Source organism: Nostoc sp. LPT, from assembly GCF_017115165.1.
Classification (GTDB): Bacteria; Cyanobacteriota; Cyanobacteriia; order Cyanobacteriales; family Nostocaceae; genus Nostoc.
Genome location: NZ_JABXKF010000105.1, coordinates 26,026 through 46,317, shown reverse-complemented (window position 1 = coordinate 46,317; position 20,292 = coordinate 26,026). Strand labels below are relative to the sequence as shown.

Annotated in this window: 15 protein-coding genes and 1 pseudogene; 10 read left to right on the top strand and 6 right to left on the bottom strand. The window is 41.5% G+C overall.

Features of this window, described 5'->3' with window-relative positions; genetic code table 11:
* Window positions 1-146: 146 nt before the first annotated feature.
* The 3 genes from plsX (at window position 147) to fabD (ending at window position 3,422) form a co-directional block, all read left to right on the top strand.
* Window positions 147-1,169, top strand: coding sequence for a phosphate acyltransferase PlsX (plsX, locus tag HWQ58_RS19955; protein WP_292866351.1), 1,023 nt, complete (start codon window positions 147-149; stop codon window positions 1,167-1,169).
* A 141-nt stretch (window positions 1,170-1,310) separates the two neighbouring features.
* The gene (locus HWQ58_RS19950; protein WP_292866348.1) at window positions 1,311-2,303 is read left to right on the top strand and encodes a beta-ketoacyl-ACP synthase 3; all 993 of its coding nucleotides are present in this window, start codon (window positions 1,311-1,313) and stop codon (window positions 2,301-2,303) included.
* Between the two features lie 237 nt (window positions 2,304-2,540).
* Window positions 2,541-3,422 carry an ACP S-malonyltransferase gene (gene fabD, locus HWQ58_RS19945; protein ID WP_292866345.1) on the top strand — a complete coding sequence of 294 codons (882 nt, stop codon included), beginning with the start codon at window positions 2,541-2,543 and terminating at the stop codon, window positions 3,420-3,422.
* A gap of 5 nt (window positions 3,423-3,427) precedes the next feature.
* On the opposite strand, the gene HWQ58_RS19940 is transcribed toward fabD, so the two are convergent.
* The 4 genes from HWQ58_RS19940 to HWQ58_RS19925 all read right to left on the bottom strand — a co-directional run bounded on the left by HWQ58_RS19940 (window position 3,428) and on the right by HWQ58_RS19925 (window position 10,769).
* Window positions 3,428-3,574 (bottom strand): ATP-binding protein, encoded by a 147-nt coding sequence (locus HWQ58_RS19940; RefSeq protein WP_292866342.1) that lies wholly within the window; start codon window positions 3,572-3,574, stop codon window positions 3,428-3,430.
* Between the two features lie 83 nt (window positions 3,575-3,657).
* Complete coding sequence (locus HWQ58_RS19935; RefSeq protein WP_292866339.1) at window positions 3,658-4,038, bottom strand: hypothetical protein; 381 nt, start codon at window positions 4,036-4,038, stop codon at window positions 3,658-3,660.
* Window positions 4,039-4,332: 294 nt separating this feature from the next.
* The gene (locus HWQ58_RS19930) at window positions 4,333-4,794 is read right to left on the bottom strand and encodes a DUF3598 family protein (RefSeq protein WP_292866336.1); all 462 of its coding nucleotides are present in this window, start codon (window positions 4,792-4,794) and stop codon (window positions 4,333-4,335) included.
* Window positions 4,795-5,387: 593 nt separating this feature from the next.
* Window positions 5,388-10,769 carry an ATP-binding sensor histidine kinase gene (locus HWQ58_RS19925; RefSeq protein WP_292866333.1) on the bottom strand — a complete coding sequence of 1,794 codons (5,382 nt, stop codon included), beginning with the start codon at window positions 10,767-10,769 and terminating at the stop codon, window positions 5,388-5,390.
* A gap of 134 nt (window positions 10,770-10,903) precedes the next feature.
* Here HWQ58_RS19925 and HWQ58_RS19920 point away from each other — a divergent pair, with 134 nt between their 5' ends.
* From HWQ58_RS19920 to HWQ58_RS19910, 3 genes and pseudogenes are all read left to right on the top strand, one after another.
* Complete coding sequence (locus HWQ58_RS19920) at window positions 10,904-11,542, top strand: lysophospholipid acyltransferase family protein (protein WP_292866330.1); 639 nt, start codon at window positions 10,904-10,906, stop codon at window positions 11,540-11,542.
* Between the two features lie 202 nt (window positions 11,543-11,744).
* Entirely contained in the window at window positions 11,745-12,782 is a 1,038-nt protein-coding gene (locus HWQ58_RS19915; protein WP_292866327.1) for an AI-2E family transporter, read from the top strand.
* A gap of 84 nt (window positions 12,783-12,866) precedes the next feature.
* Window positions 12,867-13,163: pseudogene (locus HWQ58_RS19910) on the top strand (DUF2288 domain-containing protein).
* Here HWQ58_RS19910 and HWQ58_RS19905 read toward each other — a convergent pair.
* The gene (locus HWQ58_RS19905; protein ID WP_292866324.1) at window positions 13,164-13,691 is read right to left on the bottom strand and encodes a GNAT family N-acetyltransferase; all 528 of its coding nucleotides are present in this window, start codon (window positions 13,689-13,691) and stop codon (window positions 13,164-13,166) included.
* A gap of 249 nt (window positions 13,692-13,940) precedes the next feature.
* Between HWQ58_RS19905 and HWQ58_RS19900 the strand changes: the two genes are divergently transcribed.
* The 3 genes from HWQ58_RS19900 to HWQ58_RS19890 all read left to right on the top strand — a co-directional run bounded on the left by HWQ58_RS19900 (window position 13,941) and on the right by HWQ58_RS19890 (window position 17,505).
* On the top strand, window positions 13,941-16,364 hold the full coding sequence (locus HWQ58_RS19900; RefSeq protein WP_292866322.1) for an endonuclease MutS2: 2,424 nt from the start codon (window positions 13,941-13,943) through the stop codon (window positions 16,362-16,364).
* Between the two features lie 161 nt (window positions 16,365-16,525).
* Complete coding sequence (locus HWQ58_RS19895; protein WP_292866319.1) at window positions 16,526-16,651, top strand: hypothetical protein; 126 nt, start codon at window positions 16,526-16,528, stop codon at window positions 16,649-16,651.
* 203 nt (window positions 16,652-16,854) lie between these two features.
* Window positions 16,855-17,505, top strand: coding sequence for a Uma2 family endonuclease (locus tag HWQ58_RS19890; RefSeq protein ID WP_292866316.1), 651 nt, complete (start codon window positions 16,855-16,857; stop codon window positions 17,503-17,505).
* Between the two features lie 477 nt (window positions 17,506-17,982).
* On the opposite strand, the gene HWQ58_RS19885 is transcribed toward HWQ58_RS19890, so the two are convergent.
* Window positions 17,983-18,912: a molybdate ABC transporter substrate-binding protein gene (locus HWQ58_RS19885; protein WP_292866313.1), complete on the bottom strand. Its 930-nt coding sequence runs from the start codon at window positions 18,910-18,912 to the stop codon at window positions 17,983-17,985.
* Window positions 18,913-19,652: 740 nt separating this feature from the next.
* Here HWQ58_RS19885 and HWQ58_RS19880 point away from each other — a divergent pair.
* Window positions 19,653-20,258 (top strand): DUF3038 domain-containing protein, encoded by a 606-nt coding sequence (locus HWQ58_RS19880; RefSeq protein ID WP_069069205.1) that lies wholly within the window; start codon window positions 19,653-19,655, stop codon window positions 20,256-20,258.
* The last annotated feature ends 34 nt before the right edge of the window (window positions 20,259-20,292 follow it).

Genomic DNA, 20,292 nt, shown 5'->3' with positions numbered 1-20,292 from the left:
CCCAATACTCAACAATTCGTGCTATCTTGAGCTTGCCAGCAAAAATTGTTGCAATAGTAACAGAATTAATTTGGCGGTCAGAAAATTAAGCTTTTTCGGGCATTGCCATCTGGTAAAATTTGTAAGGTTTCTAGAAGCTGTGAGCAATGGGATCGACTCGTGTACGGATCGCAATTGACGCAATGGGAGGGGATCATGCACCCGGTGAAATCGTTGCTGGCGCATTGCGAGCAAGAGAAGAATTGGGTGTAGATATATTTTTGGTTGGCGATGCCCAACAAATAGAAGCTGCCTTGCCATCAAAAACAAGTTTAGGGCAGGTAGAGATCGTGAATGCTGAAGAAGCGATCGCTATGGATGAGGAGCCTTTAAATGCAGTTAGACGCAAACGCAAGGCTTCTATCAATGTGGCGATGGATTTAGTCAAGCAACAAAAGGCAGATGCGGTATTTTCTGCGGGTCACTCTGGAGCCGCTATGGCATCAGCTTTGCTCCGTTTAGGAAGATTGCCAGGAATCGATCGCCCAGCGATCGGGACAGTTTTTCCGACAATTATTGCTGGTAAGCCAGTGCTGGTACTTGATGTTGGCGCAAATGTAGATTGTCGCCCCAAGTTTTTAGAGCAGTTTGGCGTTATGGGATCGGCTTACAGTCAGTATGTCTTGGGTACAACTGAACCGAAGGTGGGTTTGCTGAATATCGGTGAAGAAGATTCTAAAGGCAATGATGCAGCCGTCCGCGCCCACCAACTGCTACGCGAAAATTCCCAAATTAATTTTATTGGCAATGCTGAAGGGCGTGATGTGCTTTCCGGTCGCTTTGATGTGATTGTCTGCGATGGCTTTGTAGGGAATGTATTATTAAAATTTGCCGAAGCTGTTGGAGAAGTGATTTTACAAATTCTGCGGGAAGAATTACCCCAAGGATTACACGGTCAAATCGGTTCAGCACTCTTAAAACCCAACTTGAAGCGGATTAAGCAGCGAATGGATCACGCAGAACATGGTGGCGCTTTACTGCTAGGCGTGGCAGGAGTATGTTTTATCGGTCACGGTAGCTCCCAAGCACCTTCAATTTTTAATGCAATTCGCATGGCAAAAGAAGCTGTTGACAACCAGGTGATACAACGAATTCAGTCCCAATATATCCTAGAGCGCGAGAGCGGTTAGTCATTGGTCATTAGTCATTGGTCATTAGTCATTAGTTATTAGTCATTGGTCATTTGTAAAGGACAACTGACAAAAGACAAAGGACAAAAGACAAAGGACAAAAGACAAAGGACAAAAAGCTGATAGCTTGGGAGATTAGGAGTGCAAAACTTAGGCGTAGCAATTATTGGAAGTGGCTCGGCAGTACCAGCAACTTCCTTACACAACCAGACATTGAGCGAACTAGTTGAAACATCAGATGAGTGGATCGCTACAAGAACGGGAATTCGTCAGCGTCGATTAGCTCTGCCATCTGAGTCCTTGAGTGTACTCGCTACTGCCGCCAGCAGTCAGGCGATCGCCGCTTCGGGAATTAAAGCAGAAGACCTAGACCTGATTCTGCTGGCGACTTCCACCCCTGATGATTTATTTGGTAGTGCTTGTCAAGTCCAAGCTAAATTGGGAGCTACCAACGCAGTAGCCTTTGACTTGACCGCTGCCTGCTCCGGCTTTGTGTTTGGTTTGGTTACAGCAGCCCAATATATTAGAACCGGTATCTACAAAAATGTACTTTTGATCGGGGCAGATATCCTGTCTCGCTGGGTAGATTGGGAAGATCGGCGGACTTGTGTGTTGTTTGGTGATGGCGCCGGAGCAGTGGTATTACAGGCTGCCAAAAGCGATCGCTTATTAGGATTTGCCCTTAAAAGTGATGGTACTCAAAACCATTACCTCAACCTTGCTTATGCAGGTAATTCCCAAGAACTATTGACTGATATAAATATCACCAAAGGCACTTACCAACCGATTACGATGAACGGCAAAGAAGTCTACCGCTTTGCTGTGCAAAAAGTGCCAGAAATAATTGATAAAGCCTTGTTTCAAGCTAACATCAGCGTTGACCAGATAGATTGGCTGATATTGCATCAAGCCAATCAGCGGATTATCGATGCCGTTGCCCAACGCTTGAATATCCCAGAAGATAAAGTTATTAGTAATCTCGCCCACTATGGCAATACCTCAGCTGCTTCCATCCCCTTAGCTTTAGATGAAGCAGTACGACAAGGTAAAATTAAACCCAATGACATCGTTGCTACATCCGGCTTTGGTGCCGGTCTTACCTGGGGCGCGGCAATCTTTCAATGGGGAAGATAATTATTGTCCTACCCTGCGGGAAGCCCTTCGGGTGATGCTCCTGCGTCGCTAACGCTGCGCTAACAGCAGTCGCTCATGGGGGAAACCCCCTTGGCGCTAGCCTCTCCCTTTGGGAGAAGACCGCGCTGCTTCACCGCTGGCGCGTCTATGTCATTAGTCATTTGTCCTTTGTTATTCACTAATGACCAATGACAAATGACCAATGACAAATGACCAATGACAAATGACTATTGACAAATGACAAAAACTGCATGGGTGTTTCCCGGACAAGGTTCCCAAACGCTGGGAATGGGAATGGATTTACTAGATATACCATCCGCTAAAGACAAGCTTGCCAAAGCTGAGGATATTTTGGGCTGGTCTGTAACTGAAATTTGTCAAACTCAAGAAGAGAAGTTATCACAGACGCTGTATACTCAGCCAAGTCTTTATGTGGTTGAAAGCATTCTTGCTGACCTGCTTCGAGAACGAGGATACCAGCCAGATTTAGTTGCTGGTCACAGTTTAGGAGAATATACTGCCCTTTATATAGCGGGTGTCTTTGAGTGGTCGGCTGGTTTATATCTGGTGAAGCGTCGTGCAGAACTTATGGATAGTTCCGTCGATGGTATGATGGCAGCTTTGATGAACTTTGACCGCGAACAGTTAGAAAAAGTTATTTCTCAAACCCCTGATGTAGTGATAGCAAATGATAATAGTTCGGCTCAGGTGGTAATTTCAGGCACAACTGAGGCTGTACAAGCAGTGATGACTCAAGTTAAAGCGAAGCGTGCGGTTCCCCTAAAAGTTTCTGGAGCATTTCATTCACATTTAATAACACCAGCAGCTGCGGAATTCCAAGACATTCTAGAATCTGTAGAATTTCAGCCAGCTATTGTGCCGGTGCTGTCTAATGTCGAACCAATTCCATCTATTGATGCTGAGATTTTAAAGCAACGCCTGAACAAACAAATGACTGGTTCTGTAAGATGGCGAGAAATTTGTTTACAATTACCAGCCAACGGTATCCAGCGAGTAATGGAAATTGGCCCTGGTAAAGTCCTAACTGGCTTGATTAAACGTAATAGCCCTGACTTAACATTAAAAAACATCCAGAGTGCTGCTGATTTACCTGTTTAATTTTTTTAGAACTTCATTTCTATTAAAAATTCTGCACCCTGACCTAAAACAGAGTTAAAACTCAATTTGCCATTGTGGGTTTCTTCAACGATAGACTTTGCGATCGCAAGTCCTAATCCTGTTCCTTTACCCACACCTTTTGTAGTAAACAATGACTTTGTTTGACCAATTCTGAAAATAAGATATTTCTTTAATTTTAGTTAGATTTTCAAAAATTACTGATTCTTGACATTAATTATTCAAAAACAGTGGCTCTTTCAATAATGAACCATTCATGGTACAGGATTGCTAAAAAAAATTCTTCATCTTTGGGGCGATCGCATACTGCCATAAATCCTGAAAAAAACAGATCGTCGTCATAAGTAGTGTCAGATAAGAATAATGTCACAGAATTCTTATCCGCACTCCAGATACAACGTATTATACTGATATTAGGATGATGTGATTTATCCACAGGCAATAATACTGCACATCCTTCAATTTCAATGAATTCTGGCTCCTCATATCTAAAAACTGAGTCCCAATCTTCTGGTCCTTCATGTTTTTCAATAATTCTATCCCACCTCACTAACTTAATTTTTTCTAGAGTCTGTGCTGATAAATCTGATAATTTCATAATCATCTCGCCATTTGATTAAGCAATTTTTCGACCTTTTTACTGGACATTGAAGTTCTTGGGTAAAATTATAAGCTACTTTTTTGAGTGGCTTATAAATGTGAATAAAATCAAGTACAAAAATTGTTTTTTATAGCTGTAAGACCCCATTGGGTTACTTCACATCATACACAAGAGATTTGGACTTTGGACAAAAGAGCTTATTCGGGTATGGTTTACGCGAACACTTCTTTTTTGTCCAAAGTCCAAAAAAGATACAACCAGTCCGAAAAGCTCAACGGCACAACATTTTTTTCAACTATCAATCCGCTTGTCAACTATTAACATTAAGCCTTTCAATTTCCCATCTTCTGTAAAGCTTTGGCTAGTGCGACATTTATTATCGTTATTCACCAGATTAATCATTTCCGTTGCGAATAATTGACCCGTAGCTTTATTCCAGACATTAAAAATGATAATGCTATCTCCATGTTCCCGTGCAATAGTAGTGAAATTTGCCCATGCAGGAACATCTATCGCTTCTATTTCTATTTCATCATCACTAATTACTTGACCAACAAAATTGTTAGTGACAATTTTACCATCATCATAATGGTAAGTATTGGTTTGTAGCCATTGATTGTCAACTATCTTTTGTGTAATTTCTGCTTCAAAACGTTCTGTTTCTTGAGCATTCGCATCCATTCTGATCCAGTAACCTGACCAAGTGCCAACATGTTTGGGGAAAACCTGAAAATCACTCAATTGTTTTGGCATATTACTAAGACAAAGTTTTTTTACCGATTTTTTATTTATACATCAGAGAGTGCTTTCACGGTATTGATCGCCTCTAAGTATTGCTGTTGCTCTTCTCACTGAGCTTGAGTTTCAAGCTTTGACATACCTATTAGATAGCTAGGGCATCAATATTTAGATGCATTCACCCTGTTGTTTTACCCCAGCAATATTTGGATAGAGAGTTAGCAGCTTGACTGAAGCGTCGATATCTATTAAAATACTCATCGTCTTCAGGCGGAACAATTTTTGCCCTTCAGGGGACCGAAGCAATCGCAGGAGAACCCACTTATGCAAAACAAAGCTCATTTAGAGCAAAGAATGTTCAGTATTATTCAAAAATCATGAATTTGGATCAGTATCAAATACAGCAGCACCAAGCAGTTTAGCCTCATTGGGCTTTTTCTAAAATTGGGAATTATTATTTATGAGTGCTTGCGATGCCTACGGTGAGCTACGCTAACGCCCCTAACGACCGTGCTAGCTAAAATTTCTCATTTTGGAAAAATTGTAGTGCTAACAGTGGCACTACAAGGTCCAGATATCTGAAGTCATTTACTAAAAAGAACCAAAAATTATACTGGAATTTCAATTACAAATTCTGTACCCTTACCTAAAACAGAGTTAAAACTCAATTTGCCATTGTGGGTTTCTTCAACGATAGACTTTGCGATCGCAAGTCCTAATCCTGTTCCTTTACCTACACCTTTTGTAGTAAACAAATGGTCAAAAATCTTTTGTTTAACTGATTCAGTCATCCCCTGACCATTATCAGCAATGGCAATTTTCACGCCTTCATTTTCCAGGGAGGTTTTAATTGTAATTCGGTTGGGATTGGCCTTAATTTCCTTAAAACTCCGTCCCCTATTTGATTCATCTAGTGCATCAATGGCATTAGCCAGAATATTCATAAATACCTGATTCAATTGTCCAGGAAAACATTCAACCTGGGGCAAATTACCATAATCAGTTATCACTTCAATCGCTGGGCGTTGTTCGTTTGCTTTGAGACGATGTTTGAGAATTAAAATCGTACTGTCAATACCTTCGTGGATATTAAACTGCACTTTATAATCTTTATCAGCGCGGGAGAATGTTCTTAAACTAGTGCTAATATTGTGAAGGCGATCGCACGCCATCACCATTGAATCAATCATCTTGGGTAAGTCTTCTAAGCTATAATCCAAGTCTATTGCTTTGGCATGATCGATAATTTTCTCACCTGGATTGGGGAGACTTTCTTGATAGAGTTTCAAGTGCTCAACAATATCCACAAGGCTGGGTTTAGCTTGTTGAAGGCTGGCATAAATAAATCCCAAAGGATTATTCATTTCATGTGCTACCCCTGCTACTAAGTTACCCAGTGCCGACATTTTCTCACTTTGGACGATTTGTAATTGTGCCTGTTGTAAATCTTGTAATGCTTGCCCAGCTTGTTGATAAAGTCGAGCATTCTCTAGGGAGATTGCAGCTTGGGAAGAAAGTAGATTGATAACTTGCAGACGTTCGTTAGTAAATACCTCGCTTGTGAGTTTATTTTCTAAGTAGAGAATACCTGCCAAATGCCCTTGATTAATAATTGGTGTGCATAAAATACTTTTGGGTTGATACTCTAGCATATATTCCCCAATCACCCCAGGAATATCTGTTTGGCAATTATTTATAACAATGGTTTCTTGAGTATGTTTGACATAATTGATAATGTTTCTGGGAATATCTTGACAAGTATCTAGTAATTGTGGGTCAAGTATGGTTTGTATTTTCTGATGATGAATCAAGGTAATTGCTCGGACTTGCCAAGTATTTTCTTGAGGAAGCAGTAGTACAGCTTTTTTGGCGCCAGAGTTTTCTAAGATAATCCGGGTGAGACCAGCAATGAGTGTATCTAATTCCAGAGAACTGGAAATAGCTTGAGCCGCTTTCAGGGCAGAGGTAAAATCTAAAACGTCGGAAATATTGGTGCTGCCAGTGGTATTTGTGCGGGTAGATGAAAAAGTCTCATCAAAGCCAAGAGTTTCTTGAGGGTTGAGGTTGAGTCGTTGCTGTTGCAGGATGACTTGAAGTAATTGGGGATAGCGTTGTTCTAGATTGGTAACTTTGGCTTTTGCTCCCCACCGGGAATAAGCATAGTAGGCTTCAATCAAATAATCTTTGGCAATGCGTTCTTTGCCCCATTCGAGATAGAATTTTGTGGCGAGTTCGTTGGCGAGAGCTTCTTCGTTGAGGTATTCGTGTTCCTTGGCAAGGGCGATCGCGCGATCATAGTTTTCTATTGCTTCGCCTCTAGCCCCCAAGACCCGACACCGTTCTGCGACAATCAAGGTGCAACGGTGAGCCTGATTACTCGGTGCATAAGCTGCCCAGCCAGTGAGTTTTTCCAGGTTGGTAGCTACCCGTTCTAGAATGCTTGATTGATCTGTTTCGCTGGCATCTGGATAAAGCGCTAATTGCACTAGCGCATCGTAGAAGTGGAAAAGCGGAACACTCATCAGTCCTGCCATTCCACGCAAATACTGAGCTGCTTTATTCGCGTTTTCCAACGCTTGTTCATAGTGTTGGAACAAGTAGCAAAGTATCAGCTTATTTAAATAAACTTGGTGCAGTGCGGTTACTTCACCCGTTTTCTGGTAAAGCTGAATCATTTCACGCTCATCGCAGTATTCACCAACCAACTGATCTGGCTCTGTTGACGCTCCTAACAGATTCACGACTACCTGATGGTAAAGACTTTGCGTGTAGAGATAGGTATGCTGGCGCAGTTGCTGCATCACTTTGCGATGGTCTTCTAGCACTAGCTTGAAGGAAGACAGTTCGTGACCAGTAAAATAAGTATTATGGTCATACACGAGCAGGCTGAGTGCTGCAAGATTGAAATCACCAACTTCTAATCCACCGGCATAGGCTTGCAGTAGTCCTGCCAGGGACGTTTTTGCAGGTTCTTTCCAGTGTTTGAAGAAGCAGTTAAAGTCAAAAAGGGCTGCACCAGCAAGCTTGGGTGACTGAAGGTGTTGCAAGAGGTTTATCTCCAGTTGTCCAAAGCAATAGCCCGCTTCAATATCACCCAATATGGCAATCAACATTAACCCATACAGACCGTAGCCATGAATCGATTCTGGTGCATTTCCGTACTGCACCGATAGATCAAACTGGGCAAAGACGACCAGGGGCATCAGGTTTGGGGCAGCTTGATAGGCAGGCGACATTATGGTGGACAGAATCATCATTGCGGCTTTTTTGTCCGGCGCAGTCATTTCGGGTAAATGCAGCAAAGATTCCATCGATCTGTTACTAAGTTGGATTTGGGTGTGCTGGAGTGCCTGCCCAATGTCTGCTGGGGTAGGCTGCTCTGGCAAATGCACCCCTAGAGGTTCCAGCACGAACCGTGCCAACTGCAACGCTTCTAAAAGCTGGTTTTGAGCCATGCAAGCCCGAATCTTCGTGTCATAAACATTAACCCGATCGAGCCAAGAGCGGGCATGAGTGAGTATAACCTCAGCGAACTGCTCCATTTGTTCAAAGTTAGCACTGAGGAAAGCAGAATTAGCTGCACCTTCATACAGAACGAGGGCGAGAGTGTAGTGGTTCTGCCAGCAATTGCCCCTCAACAAAGAAATGCCCGTGTTGAAATAGTTTAAAGCCGCTCCATAAGCTGTTGCACCCTTAGCTTTCTGTCCAGCCATCAAGTTTAACTGCACGAGTTCTTGTTGCTCCGTCTCATCCTCAATTAGAGATATCCCCTTGTTAAGGTGGTTAACGATCGCAAAAATCTGCTTATCCTGTTCACTCCCACTGGTTGCTTGTTGCAGCAAACGTCCAATATTGAGGTGGGTGATTTGCTTTTGCTCTTCTGGAATCAGAGAATACGCTGCTTGCTGAACACGATCATGCAAAAAGCGATAAGTTGGATTAGCTGCGGCATCACAAACCGACGCACTGTCAGACTGAATAAAAAACTTATAGATTTCCGTATTCGGAATAATTAAACCTTCTTGTAATGCTTTCCACAGTGCCGCAGCCGTATCTTCAGGAAACTGCTGGGACACAATCGCCAATGTCGCCAAATCAAACTCTGCTCCAATACAAGCTGCCAACTTCAACACATCCTGAGTTTGTGTCGGCAGCTTCTGCAATTGCAGTGCCATAAACTCGACAACATCATCGGTGATCGCTAAAGCTCTAACTTGGGCAATATCACACTGCCAATGCCGTACTTCCCAGTCAAAAGTAATTTGTTCCTCTTCATAGAGTGCCTTGAGAAACTGAGTCGCAAAAAAGGGATTACCCTTGGTTTTTTGGTATACCAGTTCGGTCAACGGTTGAGCCAGGGAGCGATCGCAATTTAACGTATCTGCCACCAACTGATTCATATCAACTAGACTTAACGATTGCAACGTAATGGTATTGACCACTGCCCCAGTTTTGACGATCTCATCTACGGTTAGGATGAACGGGTGAGCCGATGATACTTCATTATCCCGATACGCACCCAAGATTAATAAATGTCCAGCCTGTTCCATCAACAATTGTAGTAATTTCAGCGATGCCGAATCTGCCCATTGCAAATCATCCAAAAACATCACTAATGGATGTTCTTTACTAGTAAAGACTTGGGTAAACTTTTGGAAGAATAAATTAAATCTATTTTGTGCCGCACTTCCTGATAATTCTGGAGCAGGTGATTGTTCACCAATAATTCTTGATAATTCGGGAATTACTTCAATAATTACTTGTCCGTTCTCACCTACAGCCTCTAAAATCTTACTTTTCCATTGTTGAATTTCTGCATCGCTTAGAGTTAACAATTGCCCCATCAAATTCCGAAACGCTTGTACAAATGCCAAAAAAGGAATATTTTTCTGAAATTGGTCAAATTTCCCTTTGATAAAATAACCGCGTTGACGGACAATCGGTTTATAAACTTCGTTAACTACAACAGTTTTACCAATACCGGAAAAACCCGCAACTAGCATCATTTCTGTTGCACCAAGGCTGACTCGCTCAAATGCTTGCAGTATAATTTCTACTTCGGTTTCTCGTCCATAGAGTTTATCGGGGATAATAAAGCGATCGCATACATCCCTTTGGGCAATTGGAAAACTCTCAATTCTGCCAGTTTCTTTTAGCTGACGTAAACAATTTTCTAAATCAAATTTCAGTCCTAATGCACTTTGATAGCGGTCTTCAGCATTTTTCGCCATCAATTTTCTGACGATATCTGAAATGAATTGCGGAGTTTGGAATTCCTCTAAAGGAGCGGCTTGTTTTGCAATATGACAATGCACGATCTCCATCACATCATTTGATTTAAAGGGTAAATCTCCTGTGATTAACTCATAAAAAGTTACACCTAAAGAATAAAAATCTGTGCGGTAATCAATCCCCCGATTCATCCTTCCTGTTTGTTCTGGAGAAATATATGCGAGTGTCCCTTCTAACACATTGGGACTGATCAGCGTTTGAGTTTCTCGTGGTAGTAGAGATGCAATACTAAAGTCAATTAATTTTACTTGTTTTGTTTCTGGATTAATTAAAATATTTGCAGGTTTAATATCTTTATGAATAATCCGATCGCGGTATAGTATATCTAAGATATTGCATAGTGCGATCGCAATTTCTAAAAACTCTTGAAAAGAGGTAATATATCCCCTCTCTACAGAGGTGAAATAATTTTTAAGAGAAATCCCTCCAAAATCTTCCATCACCAATGCATAGCTATTTTGATACGCTTGGAGGCTGTAAGTTTGAATTATCAGAGGTGAGTTGAGATTTTTAGCTATGGTATATTGATTACGAAACGACAAGAGTTCGCTGAAACTCGGATAAGGATTTTTCAGTAATTTAATCACTACAGGTTTTTGATCGGTTTCTCGATAACCGCGATAAACCATTGTTCGAGAACCGTTATAGAGTTGTTCGCTAACCTTGTATCCAGGAATACTGACTGTAGTGTTAACCATACTGCTAAATCCTAAAGATTTCCAGATTTAGTGTTCCCAGATGGGTGAAGCAATTCATCTATATAGCTTTTTTGCGTTTGATCTGGGTGTTGCGATCGCGTATGCTAAATTCAGTTTGATTTGCATTATCTTCTGTGGATAAAAACCGCGAACCGTCGATCAGTCTGGCACTTTATCACGCCTTTAAATGGTCAGTCGTCAGCCCCATGCTTCACGCTTACTTTCGGGGCCAGATTTATGGTGCGGAAAATGTCCCCAACTCAGGGCCGCTACTAGTAGTGAGTAATCACGCTAGTTACTTCGATCCGCCCATTGTCTCTAATTGTGTACGTCGTCCAGTGGCGTACATGGCTAAGGAAGAGTTATTTAATATCCCCATTTTGGCGCAAGCGATTAGATTGTATGGTGCTTACCCGGTAAGTCGGGGAAATACCGATCGCAATGCCATCCGTGCCGCTCTACAATATCTCGATAATGGTTGGGCTGTCGGTGTTTTCTTGCAAGGTACTCGCACCCCAGATGGTCGAATTACAGACCCCAAAAGAGGCGCATTGCTACTAGCGGCGAAAGCAAAAGCCCCAATATTGCCGGTGAGTGTCTGGGGTACTGAGAAGATTTTACAAAAAGGATCGTCCCTACCTCACGCAGTTCCGATTACAGTAAGAATTGGTAACTTGATTGATGCTCCCAGTTCTACTAAGAAAGAGGAATTGGAAGGGTTAACACAAAAGTGTACCAAAGTAATAAACGAAATGCATGATTTAGGAAGATGAGTTAGACACGCAAGAGATGTATGCTTTAAAGAGATAGCGATCGCTATTAGGTTGATCTAATCTTAAAGTCAATTCATTTTAGGAATTAACTAAGGGACTTCTAACAAATAAATCATCCATCTTCCGGGGTGGATAATTTCCTCATTATGAATTACGAATTACGTAACTTGCTTCTCGCCTTTGGCGAGTATTACAAATTATTATGAGCGGCTTTGAAGCCAAGAATTTTTGGGAGCGACTAAATAATCTGGCATTAGTTCGATTTTTGCTTTTAGTTGCTTCTGGCTGGGCAATTGTACAACTTTTAGCTTATTTTGAATCGGTCATTGTTATTTTTACATTTGCGGCAATTTTAGCTTTTTTGCTCAGTTATCCTGTACAAGGGTTGCGGCGTTTTTTGCCTCACGGTATAGCTGTTGGTGTGGTTTTCTTGCTCAGTATTGTGATTATAGGCGGTTTGATAATTACTGTGAGTTTAACGGTTTTATCTCAAGGACAACAATTAATCGATAGTATCACTGCATTTTTAAATTCTTTAGTGCCTTTATTAGAGGGACTAGAAGGTTTGTTAAAAAATCGTAATTTACAGATAGATTTAAGTTTTATTGAAGAACAATTGCGGAATCAGGCTGTATCAACTCTTGTTAATAGTTTAGCTATTTTACAAGGTTTTATGACGAACTTTGTAACTTTTATCTTGATTGCAGTGGTGGCTTTTTTTATGCTGTTAAATGGAGAGAACCTGTGGAATTTTATTTTGAAAATAGTCCCCAAACAGCGTCGCAATAGATTTACAAATATAATAAAAAATTCTTTTTTAGGATTTTTTAGAGGTCAATTACTATTAAGTGCATTTTTAACAATTTCAACATTCTTAGTGTTTGTACTATTAAAAGTACCTTTTGCTTTGAGCTTGTCAATAATAATCGGAATTGTTGATATAATCCCTGGTATAGGCGCGACATTAGCAGTAAGCACAGTTACTTTATTTATGTTGTCTCAAGGTGTTTGGTTAGCAGTAAAAGTATTAATGGCTTGTATTGTCCTCCAGCAGATACAAGACAACTTGATTGCGCCTCGAATTATGCAGGGCGCGCTGAATCTTAATCCTGTAGTGGTATTTTTTGCTTTACTAGTAGGGGCTAGAGTAGCAGGATTATTAGGTGTTTTTATATCTATTCCCATCGCTGGAGTAATTGTGTCTTTATTTGAAATTGATGAAATGAAATCTGAAGTTTAGTCATTTGTCATTGGTCATTTGTCAGGAACTCGGAACTAGTGAATAATGTAAAAATAGCCATTTACAAATAAACATTGGGAAGTAATGTCGGATTTAAGAGCGGAATTAACAGAAATTTTGGATGAGGCAGAGTGGGAATGGTTAATTCCTCATGTACAACGAGATGCAGTAATTTTGGTGGCGCTTGAGCTAGACTTGGTGGATGTTGGAGTAGCGATCGCCAGTGATAACATTCGATCAGTGGAACAGTGGATTGATAAACAATTGATTACCAAACCCACGATAGTACAGGTGGGAGAATAGAATGGCGATCGCAGTAAGCGATTTAATACTCTCATCGTTCAACCTTACGTTTTGGTACAAGAAATAGCCGCCACTTAATTAGTTTATGTGTTGTTTTCGATACTGTACTTCGTGATTAAATTCATTTTGGTTAGACTCAACATTTTGAAAAAAAGTCGAGCTGACAAATCCCAAGTTATGCAATAAAGCAATAGAACGATGATTTTGGACATTAACGTAAGCACAAAAATCCAGAATTTGGTATGTCTCAACTAAATAATTAATCATACACGTCACAGCTTCGCGTGCATAACCTTTTCCCCATGAATTAGGGAAAAACACATAGGCAACGATTGCGCTTTTATTTAGAGTAATTGTTGCTTGAACGTATCCAACGTAGTATTTCTCTACAAGTGACCAGACAGCCCAATTCAACCAAATCTCCGTTCCATCTGGTGATTGACGACGCGTCAGTACCATGTAGCGTTCGCGGAGCGATTCAACACTTTGTGGCGGCACATCTTCGATAAAGTCGTATATACTGGCACTCTGTAATCCATCAAAAAGCAGTTCGGCATGATACGGTTCTAGCGGTTCTAAACAGAGTCGTTGAGAGTACATTTTCATTTTGTGATCTAGCCTTACACTAAACAAGTCGCACCGAACACTTTCGACTAACTCATCTTCAACATGAACTTTTATATCTGAAAGTCTGTTCCAAGATCCGGAGGGTGCGTCGGCTTAAGGTGTCGGCGCAGGTATCAGACTAAAATCCAAAATGGATTGACTATTGACTAAAGCAAAATTTTCTCCTTTAATATTTAGCCATCTAGGAGCTAGAATTGTTACCATAATTTCAGATTAGATGTTGAAACCTTGATCCAATCTGAAACCTTAGAATTATTAGAATGGCCTCGCCTCTGCCAGCATCTTGCCACCTTTGCGGCAACGAAACTGGGGGCGACAGCTGCGCGTCATCTGAAAATACCTGATTCTCAGACCCAAAGCGAACAGTTATTAGAGCAAACCAAAGAAATCTACCAACTGGAAACTCGCCTGACCACAGGACTGTCATTTGAAGGAATTCAAGATATTGGCGATTCCTTAGAACGGGCAGAACGTAGTGGAGTTTTGGCAGGGGAGGAACTGTTAGCGATCGCCACCACCCTCGCTGGTGCCAGAAATTTGCGCCGTGTGATCGACAATCAAGAAGATTTGCCGGTATTGACTGATTTGGTTGCCGATTTGCGGACTTATCCCGAACTAGAACAGGAAATTCACCGCTGTATTGATGAACGGGCCCAGGTAACTGACCGCGCGAGTCAAAAACTGGGAGAAATTCGCACAGACTTACGGCGATTACGCAGCCAAATTACTCAAAAGCTGCAAAATATCTTACAGGCAAAATCCGGCGCAGTTCAAGAACAGCTAATTACGCAACGGAGCGATCGCTTTGTTATCCCTGTAAAAGCACCCCAAAAAGATGCCATCCCCGGTATTGTCCACGATACCTCTACGAGTGGTGCCACCCTGTATGTGGAACCGAATTCAGTAGTACCTCTAGGCAACCAGCTGCGGCAGATAATTAGAAGAGAACAAGCCGAAGAAGAAACGATTCGCCGCATTTTGACAGAACAAGTAGCCGCAGTCAAACCAGATTTGGAAAGGTTGTTAGCGATCGCTACCACTTTGGATCTGGCAACCGCTAGATCGCGATATAGCTACTGGTTAGGAGCGAATCCGCCGCGATTTATCCAGCGACAAGATAGGGAAATCATTACCTTACGGAACTTAAGACACCCTCTGTTAGTGTGGCAGCAACAGCACGAACAAGGGCAACCAGTAGTTCCTGTAGATTTACTGATTAGTCCGCAAATTCGAGTAGTAACAATTACCGGGCCAAATACTGGCGGTAAAACTGTAACCTTAAAAACTTTGGGTTTAGCAGCATTAATGGCCAAAGTGGGTTTATTTGTCCCCGCCCGCGAACCAGTGGAAATGCCTTGGTTTGATAAGGTGCTGGCAGATATTGGCGATGAACAATCCTTACAGCAAAGTTTGTCTACCTTCTCTGGACACATCCGCCGGATTAGTCGGATTTTAGAAGCATTGGGAACTGGGGAAGTACAAAGAGATGAGAGAGATTCCAATGCCCCATGCCCTATGCCCAATTCTCTAGTTTTACTCGATGAAGTCGGCGCAGGAACCGATCCAGTAGAAGGTAGTGCTTTAGCGATCGCCTTGTTGCAATATCTCGCCAACCATGCCCAACTAGCGATCGCTACCACTCACTTCGGCGAACTAAAAGCCCTGAAATACGAAGACGATCGGTTTGAAAATGCCTCTGTAGAATTTGACGAAAGTACTTTGTCGCCTACTTACCGTCTGCTGTGGGGCATACCTGGACGTTCTAATGCCCTAACCATTGCCCTGCGCTTGGGATTAAAACCAGAAGTGGTACAACAGGCAAAAACCCAAGTTGGAGAAGCCACAGATGAAGTTAACCAGGTGATTGCTGGTTTAGAAGCGCAACGTCGCCGCCAAGAAACCAAAGCTGCGGAAGCCCAAGTTTTGTTGCAGCAAGCGGAACGTTTATATAAAGAAGTATCTGCAAAAGCCACAAGTTTAGAGGAAAGGGAAAGCAGTTTGCGGGCTTCACAGGAAGTAGCAGTGCAGCAAGCGATCGCCCAAGCAAAAGGTGAAATTGCCCAAGTTATCCGCCGTTTGCAGAAAGGTACGCCCACAGCCCAAGAGGCCCAGCTAGCCACCAATGCTTTGAATCAAATTGCCCAGCAATATCAGCCAGTAACGCCAGCAAAACCAAAAGTTGGGTTTATGCCCAAGATAGGCGATCGCCTCCGCGTTCCCAAATTGGGACAGACAGCGGAAGTAATCACCGCCCCTAATGAAGATGGCGAGTTAAGCGTTCGCTTTGGGCTAATGAAGATGACTGTGAAGTTGGAAGACGTAGAATCTCTAGATGGTCAAAAAGCCGAACCAGTTGTCAAACCCAAACCAGCCCCAGCAGCAGTAACCCCGCCACCGCAAATTGTCCCAGAAATTCGGACTTCCCAAAATACGATCGATTTGCGTGGTAAACGGGTGGCTGATGCTGAATACATTTTAGACAAAGCCATTTCGGAAGCTACAGGCCCAATCTGGATTATTCACGGGTACGGTACTGGTAAGCTACGACAAGGAGTTCACGCCTTTTTGCAACAGCATTCCAGAGTGAACAATTATGAACCAGCAGAACAAGCAGATGGTGGCAGTGGTGTTACCGTTGTTCATATAAAATAAAGTAGCAATAGTAACTATAGCGGTTCTGAATTGCATGGAATACAGACCACTGTAAGGGCACAGGAATGCTGTGCCCTAACCATGTGTTGCATTCAAATGAAAACTACTATATTTCATCGCCCAAAGTTAGGATGAAGCAGAAGTTACAGAATAAAAACAGTATGAAGACTAAGATTTTACCTTTCATTGCAGCTTTTAGTTTTTCTACTAATAGCCCAGCTTGTGCTGAGTATATAGGTGCTTTTTTTGGCGAAGGTATTGTACTCAGTGAATTATCTACAATCTAATACAGTTCAATTAAGCATTTCTTCCTTGTCTTCCTTTGCGTCCTTGTCTAAGAGACGCTGCGTGAAGGCGGTTCGTTAAAAAAATTGACTTCCACAAAGACTTAAGCCTTAAGAGTAAACTGTATTGTGTTAGGGGAATCTTCGGGAGCAAAATATCACTAACACCAAGCGTATTGCTATTAATAAAGAGAAGGAAATTTGCGATGTTACTTGAACTCAATCAACTAATTGTTAGATCTGGTCATCAGTTGTTGATTAAAGATGTCTCCTGGTCGGCATATAAACGCATTTTAGCAGAATTGGGAGACAATCGCAGCTCTCGGATAGGTTACAGTCAAGGGGTGTTGGAAATAATGGCTCCATTACCAGAGCATGAAGTAGCTAAAGTTATTATTGGGGACTTGCTAAAAGTTTTATTAGAAGAACTCGAGCTGGAATTTTGGAGTTTAGGTTCCACAACTTTTGATAAGGAAAGTATGGATGCTGGAGTAGAACCCGATGATTGTTTCTATATCCAAAATGAAGCTAAAATTAGGGGCAAAGATAGAATAAATTTAGATACTGACCCGCCTCCAGATTTGGCTATTGAAATTGATATTACCTCCCGCACTCGTTTCAATAATTATCAAGCGTTGAAAGTACCGGAACTGTGGCGATGGAATGGAATAAAGCTGGAAATAAACGTGCTTTTTAATGGTAAATATATAGAATCAAATACCAGTTCTATTTTCCCCAACTTCTCAATTTCCCAACTAATTCCCGAATACTTAATACTGAGTAAAACCAATGGCAGAAATGCGACAATGAAAGCATTTCGTGGATGGATAAGACAGCAAATTAGTAGCCAGATTTAGTTGAAATTGTCAGAAATGGCTACTCAAAAAGGTTATGGGTAGTGGGATAAAAGTATTATTAGCTGCTTCTTCAACACAACGTCAATGTCTTTTCTTATTCCTTGTCACGCATTTATGATTTAATCACCCAAAGTTAGGATGAAGATAATCAAATCTACGGCAATAATTGGCGGTTTCTACGTAATTTATATACCATCAGACAAGATGAGCTAACTAACAAGAAACATGAGATTCTTGGTTCTGGAACTTTGGTGATTACTAACGAGAGGTTATCGGTATAGCCATCATTCACGCGCCTGCGAACATAGTTCATATCTAGAGCAACATTAATTTGTCTTGCACCGACGGGAACAAAGCCCTTCGTGGACTTGAATAATCAACCTATTGTGTTATTTCTTTCGTCTGGAGTGCGAGAAGTAATCAATGCTGTGTCCAAAGATTGACCATCTTGATTGAGGAAATAAATTAGGAAGTTTTCTACCTGTGGTAGTCTAATTTAATTAGTTGCTTTTTATTCAAGATAAAAGCTACCCCTACCGCCAGCAAAATTCCACCCGCCCCTTGATGTTCGGGAACAGAAGTAGAGGGTGAGCTAAATCCATACTTTGCTAAAATTTCTTGCCCTTTTTGTGACAGGATATATTCGGCCAACTTTTCACTATCAGGATCGGCGTTTTTCAGTGTAGTCAATCCATAATCAGCTTTCGTTGCTAAATAGTCAGGTAACTCTACTATTTGCAGATTGTCACCACCTTCTGTTGCTTGGGCAGTCTTGCCACTGGTGTAATAAGCTAAAAATATATCTGCCTGTTTTGTTTCTTCTAAAAAGTAGACTAAATTATTTTTGCCATTAGGAACTATCGGAGCATTAGGATTACCACCTACTAACTGTAAAGCTTTATTCTTCAGAATTTGAGAGCTACCAGGTGTAACTTGATCGGACTTGTCAAATATCTCCCATGCATAGTTACCAGATGGATCTGCTACAGGTGTAGAGGTTCCCACCTTGATTTCGGGTTTTAGCAAAAAATCCAACAAATTATCTGATGTGATCCCAAGTCCCGATCTAACAACAGCAGTCATACGGTTGCTAGTGAAGTTGACTACAGGTTCACTCAAACCTTCTTCAAACAATGTTTGAGGGTTATCAATATCTGCACTGGCAAAAACATCTGCGGATTTTCCAGTTTCAGAGAATTCTTGTTCTATAAATTCTCGTGTTAAACCAGACGGGCCAAATCGCGTTTCTACTGGAATTCCATATTTTTCGTTAAAAGATTCAGCTACTTCTGTGAGACTATCGCGCAAACTTCCAGCACCGTATAGCTTAAGTGCAAATGCCTGAGTTGGCAGAGTCACACTGATAGCACAAGCTATCAGTGAAAAGGCAAAAAAATGCTTTTTCATAGTTGTTATATTATTGCGTTGCTATTCTTACTGAGTGAATGACCTGTAACCCATACTAAAGCATGGGTTTTGGTAAGTATCTAAAGTATTAACTCTGCTCATTAACTTTATAAATGAGTTCTGATATGTGCGTGGTTTGTGGTTAGAGTTATAGTACCAACTAAGTTGGAATAAATCAATCGCCAACATCTTCAAACGCTGACTTTATCAAATTTTTAAGTTTGTGATCAGTTTTATTCATGGAGGCGTCAATCGTCCTGATGTTGCCCAGCCTATACTAAATAACAGGCTGCACACAAGTAAAACTAAGTTGAGATAATCTCCAGCAGCAAAAAGTGCCTTGAGCAAACAGGTAAAATATTTGTAGAGTAATTATGTATACATTAAGACCAAGTAATAAATATCAAGAAATTTCAAAATTTTAAACCACAAACAAATTAGGAGGTATTCTACATAATTACTTAGCGATCCCTAGCGGTTAGCATTCAAAACAATAGTTTATTTATACTCTGATACGGAGCTAGCAGCGAAACTCGGCTAAACCTTAATTAGAATTGATAATTTTTTACTTTGTCGAAAATAAATTTTCATCTAGAGTAGGACAAAGATACCTACTGTTTACCACATACAAAAAAGCTAGCTGAAGCCTCTGGCTCATAGCTATGGGAAACCAAGCTTGATTCTTAAGAGTCTGGTTTCAAAATGGGTAACAGCAACATCCCCTATCAGCTCGATCACCTATGCTAAAAGTTATGCACTCGGCCGCCAACTCAGCCACTCCTAATTCCCAGTGGGAGGACTTAATCAAGCTTCCAGCCCCAAACACAGTTCAATGGGACAATATCAAAACCCAATTAGACTTGGTGCTGTTGGCGCTAGAAACCTTAACTGGGATTGGTTCAGAGGCAATGCTTTCGGCGGCAACCGATCTGAATTTAGAGTCAAGAGTGCCAGACCGCGTAGCTTTATGGCGATTGCGCCAATCAAATCCTCTACGCAAAGGTCAAGGAGGGCGAAAAAAGCTAGATGTCGAAGAAGCGCGATCGCTTGTTTTGATCATCTGCTACTTAGCCAAACAGCACCAGGAATTGATTCGCCGCGCTGTCGGTCTGTTAGAACAAATGGCAGAAAATAACCGAGAACCTCACCAGGCTGCTTTACTTGGAGACTATATTGATGCTTTTTGCAACACCTACCAAGAGCGGATGGAAGAGGACGAGCAAATCTCAACGGATTTACTAACCAACTTGGCCCTAAAACTGCTTGTAGATTTACTTTTTTACAGCGCTCCTGGTGGGCATCGCCGTCTCTGGCTAGCACTTATAGACCGTTCAACAAAATTTTAAATTTTAGATTTGAAATTCTTCAACCAAAATTTGC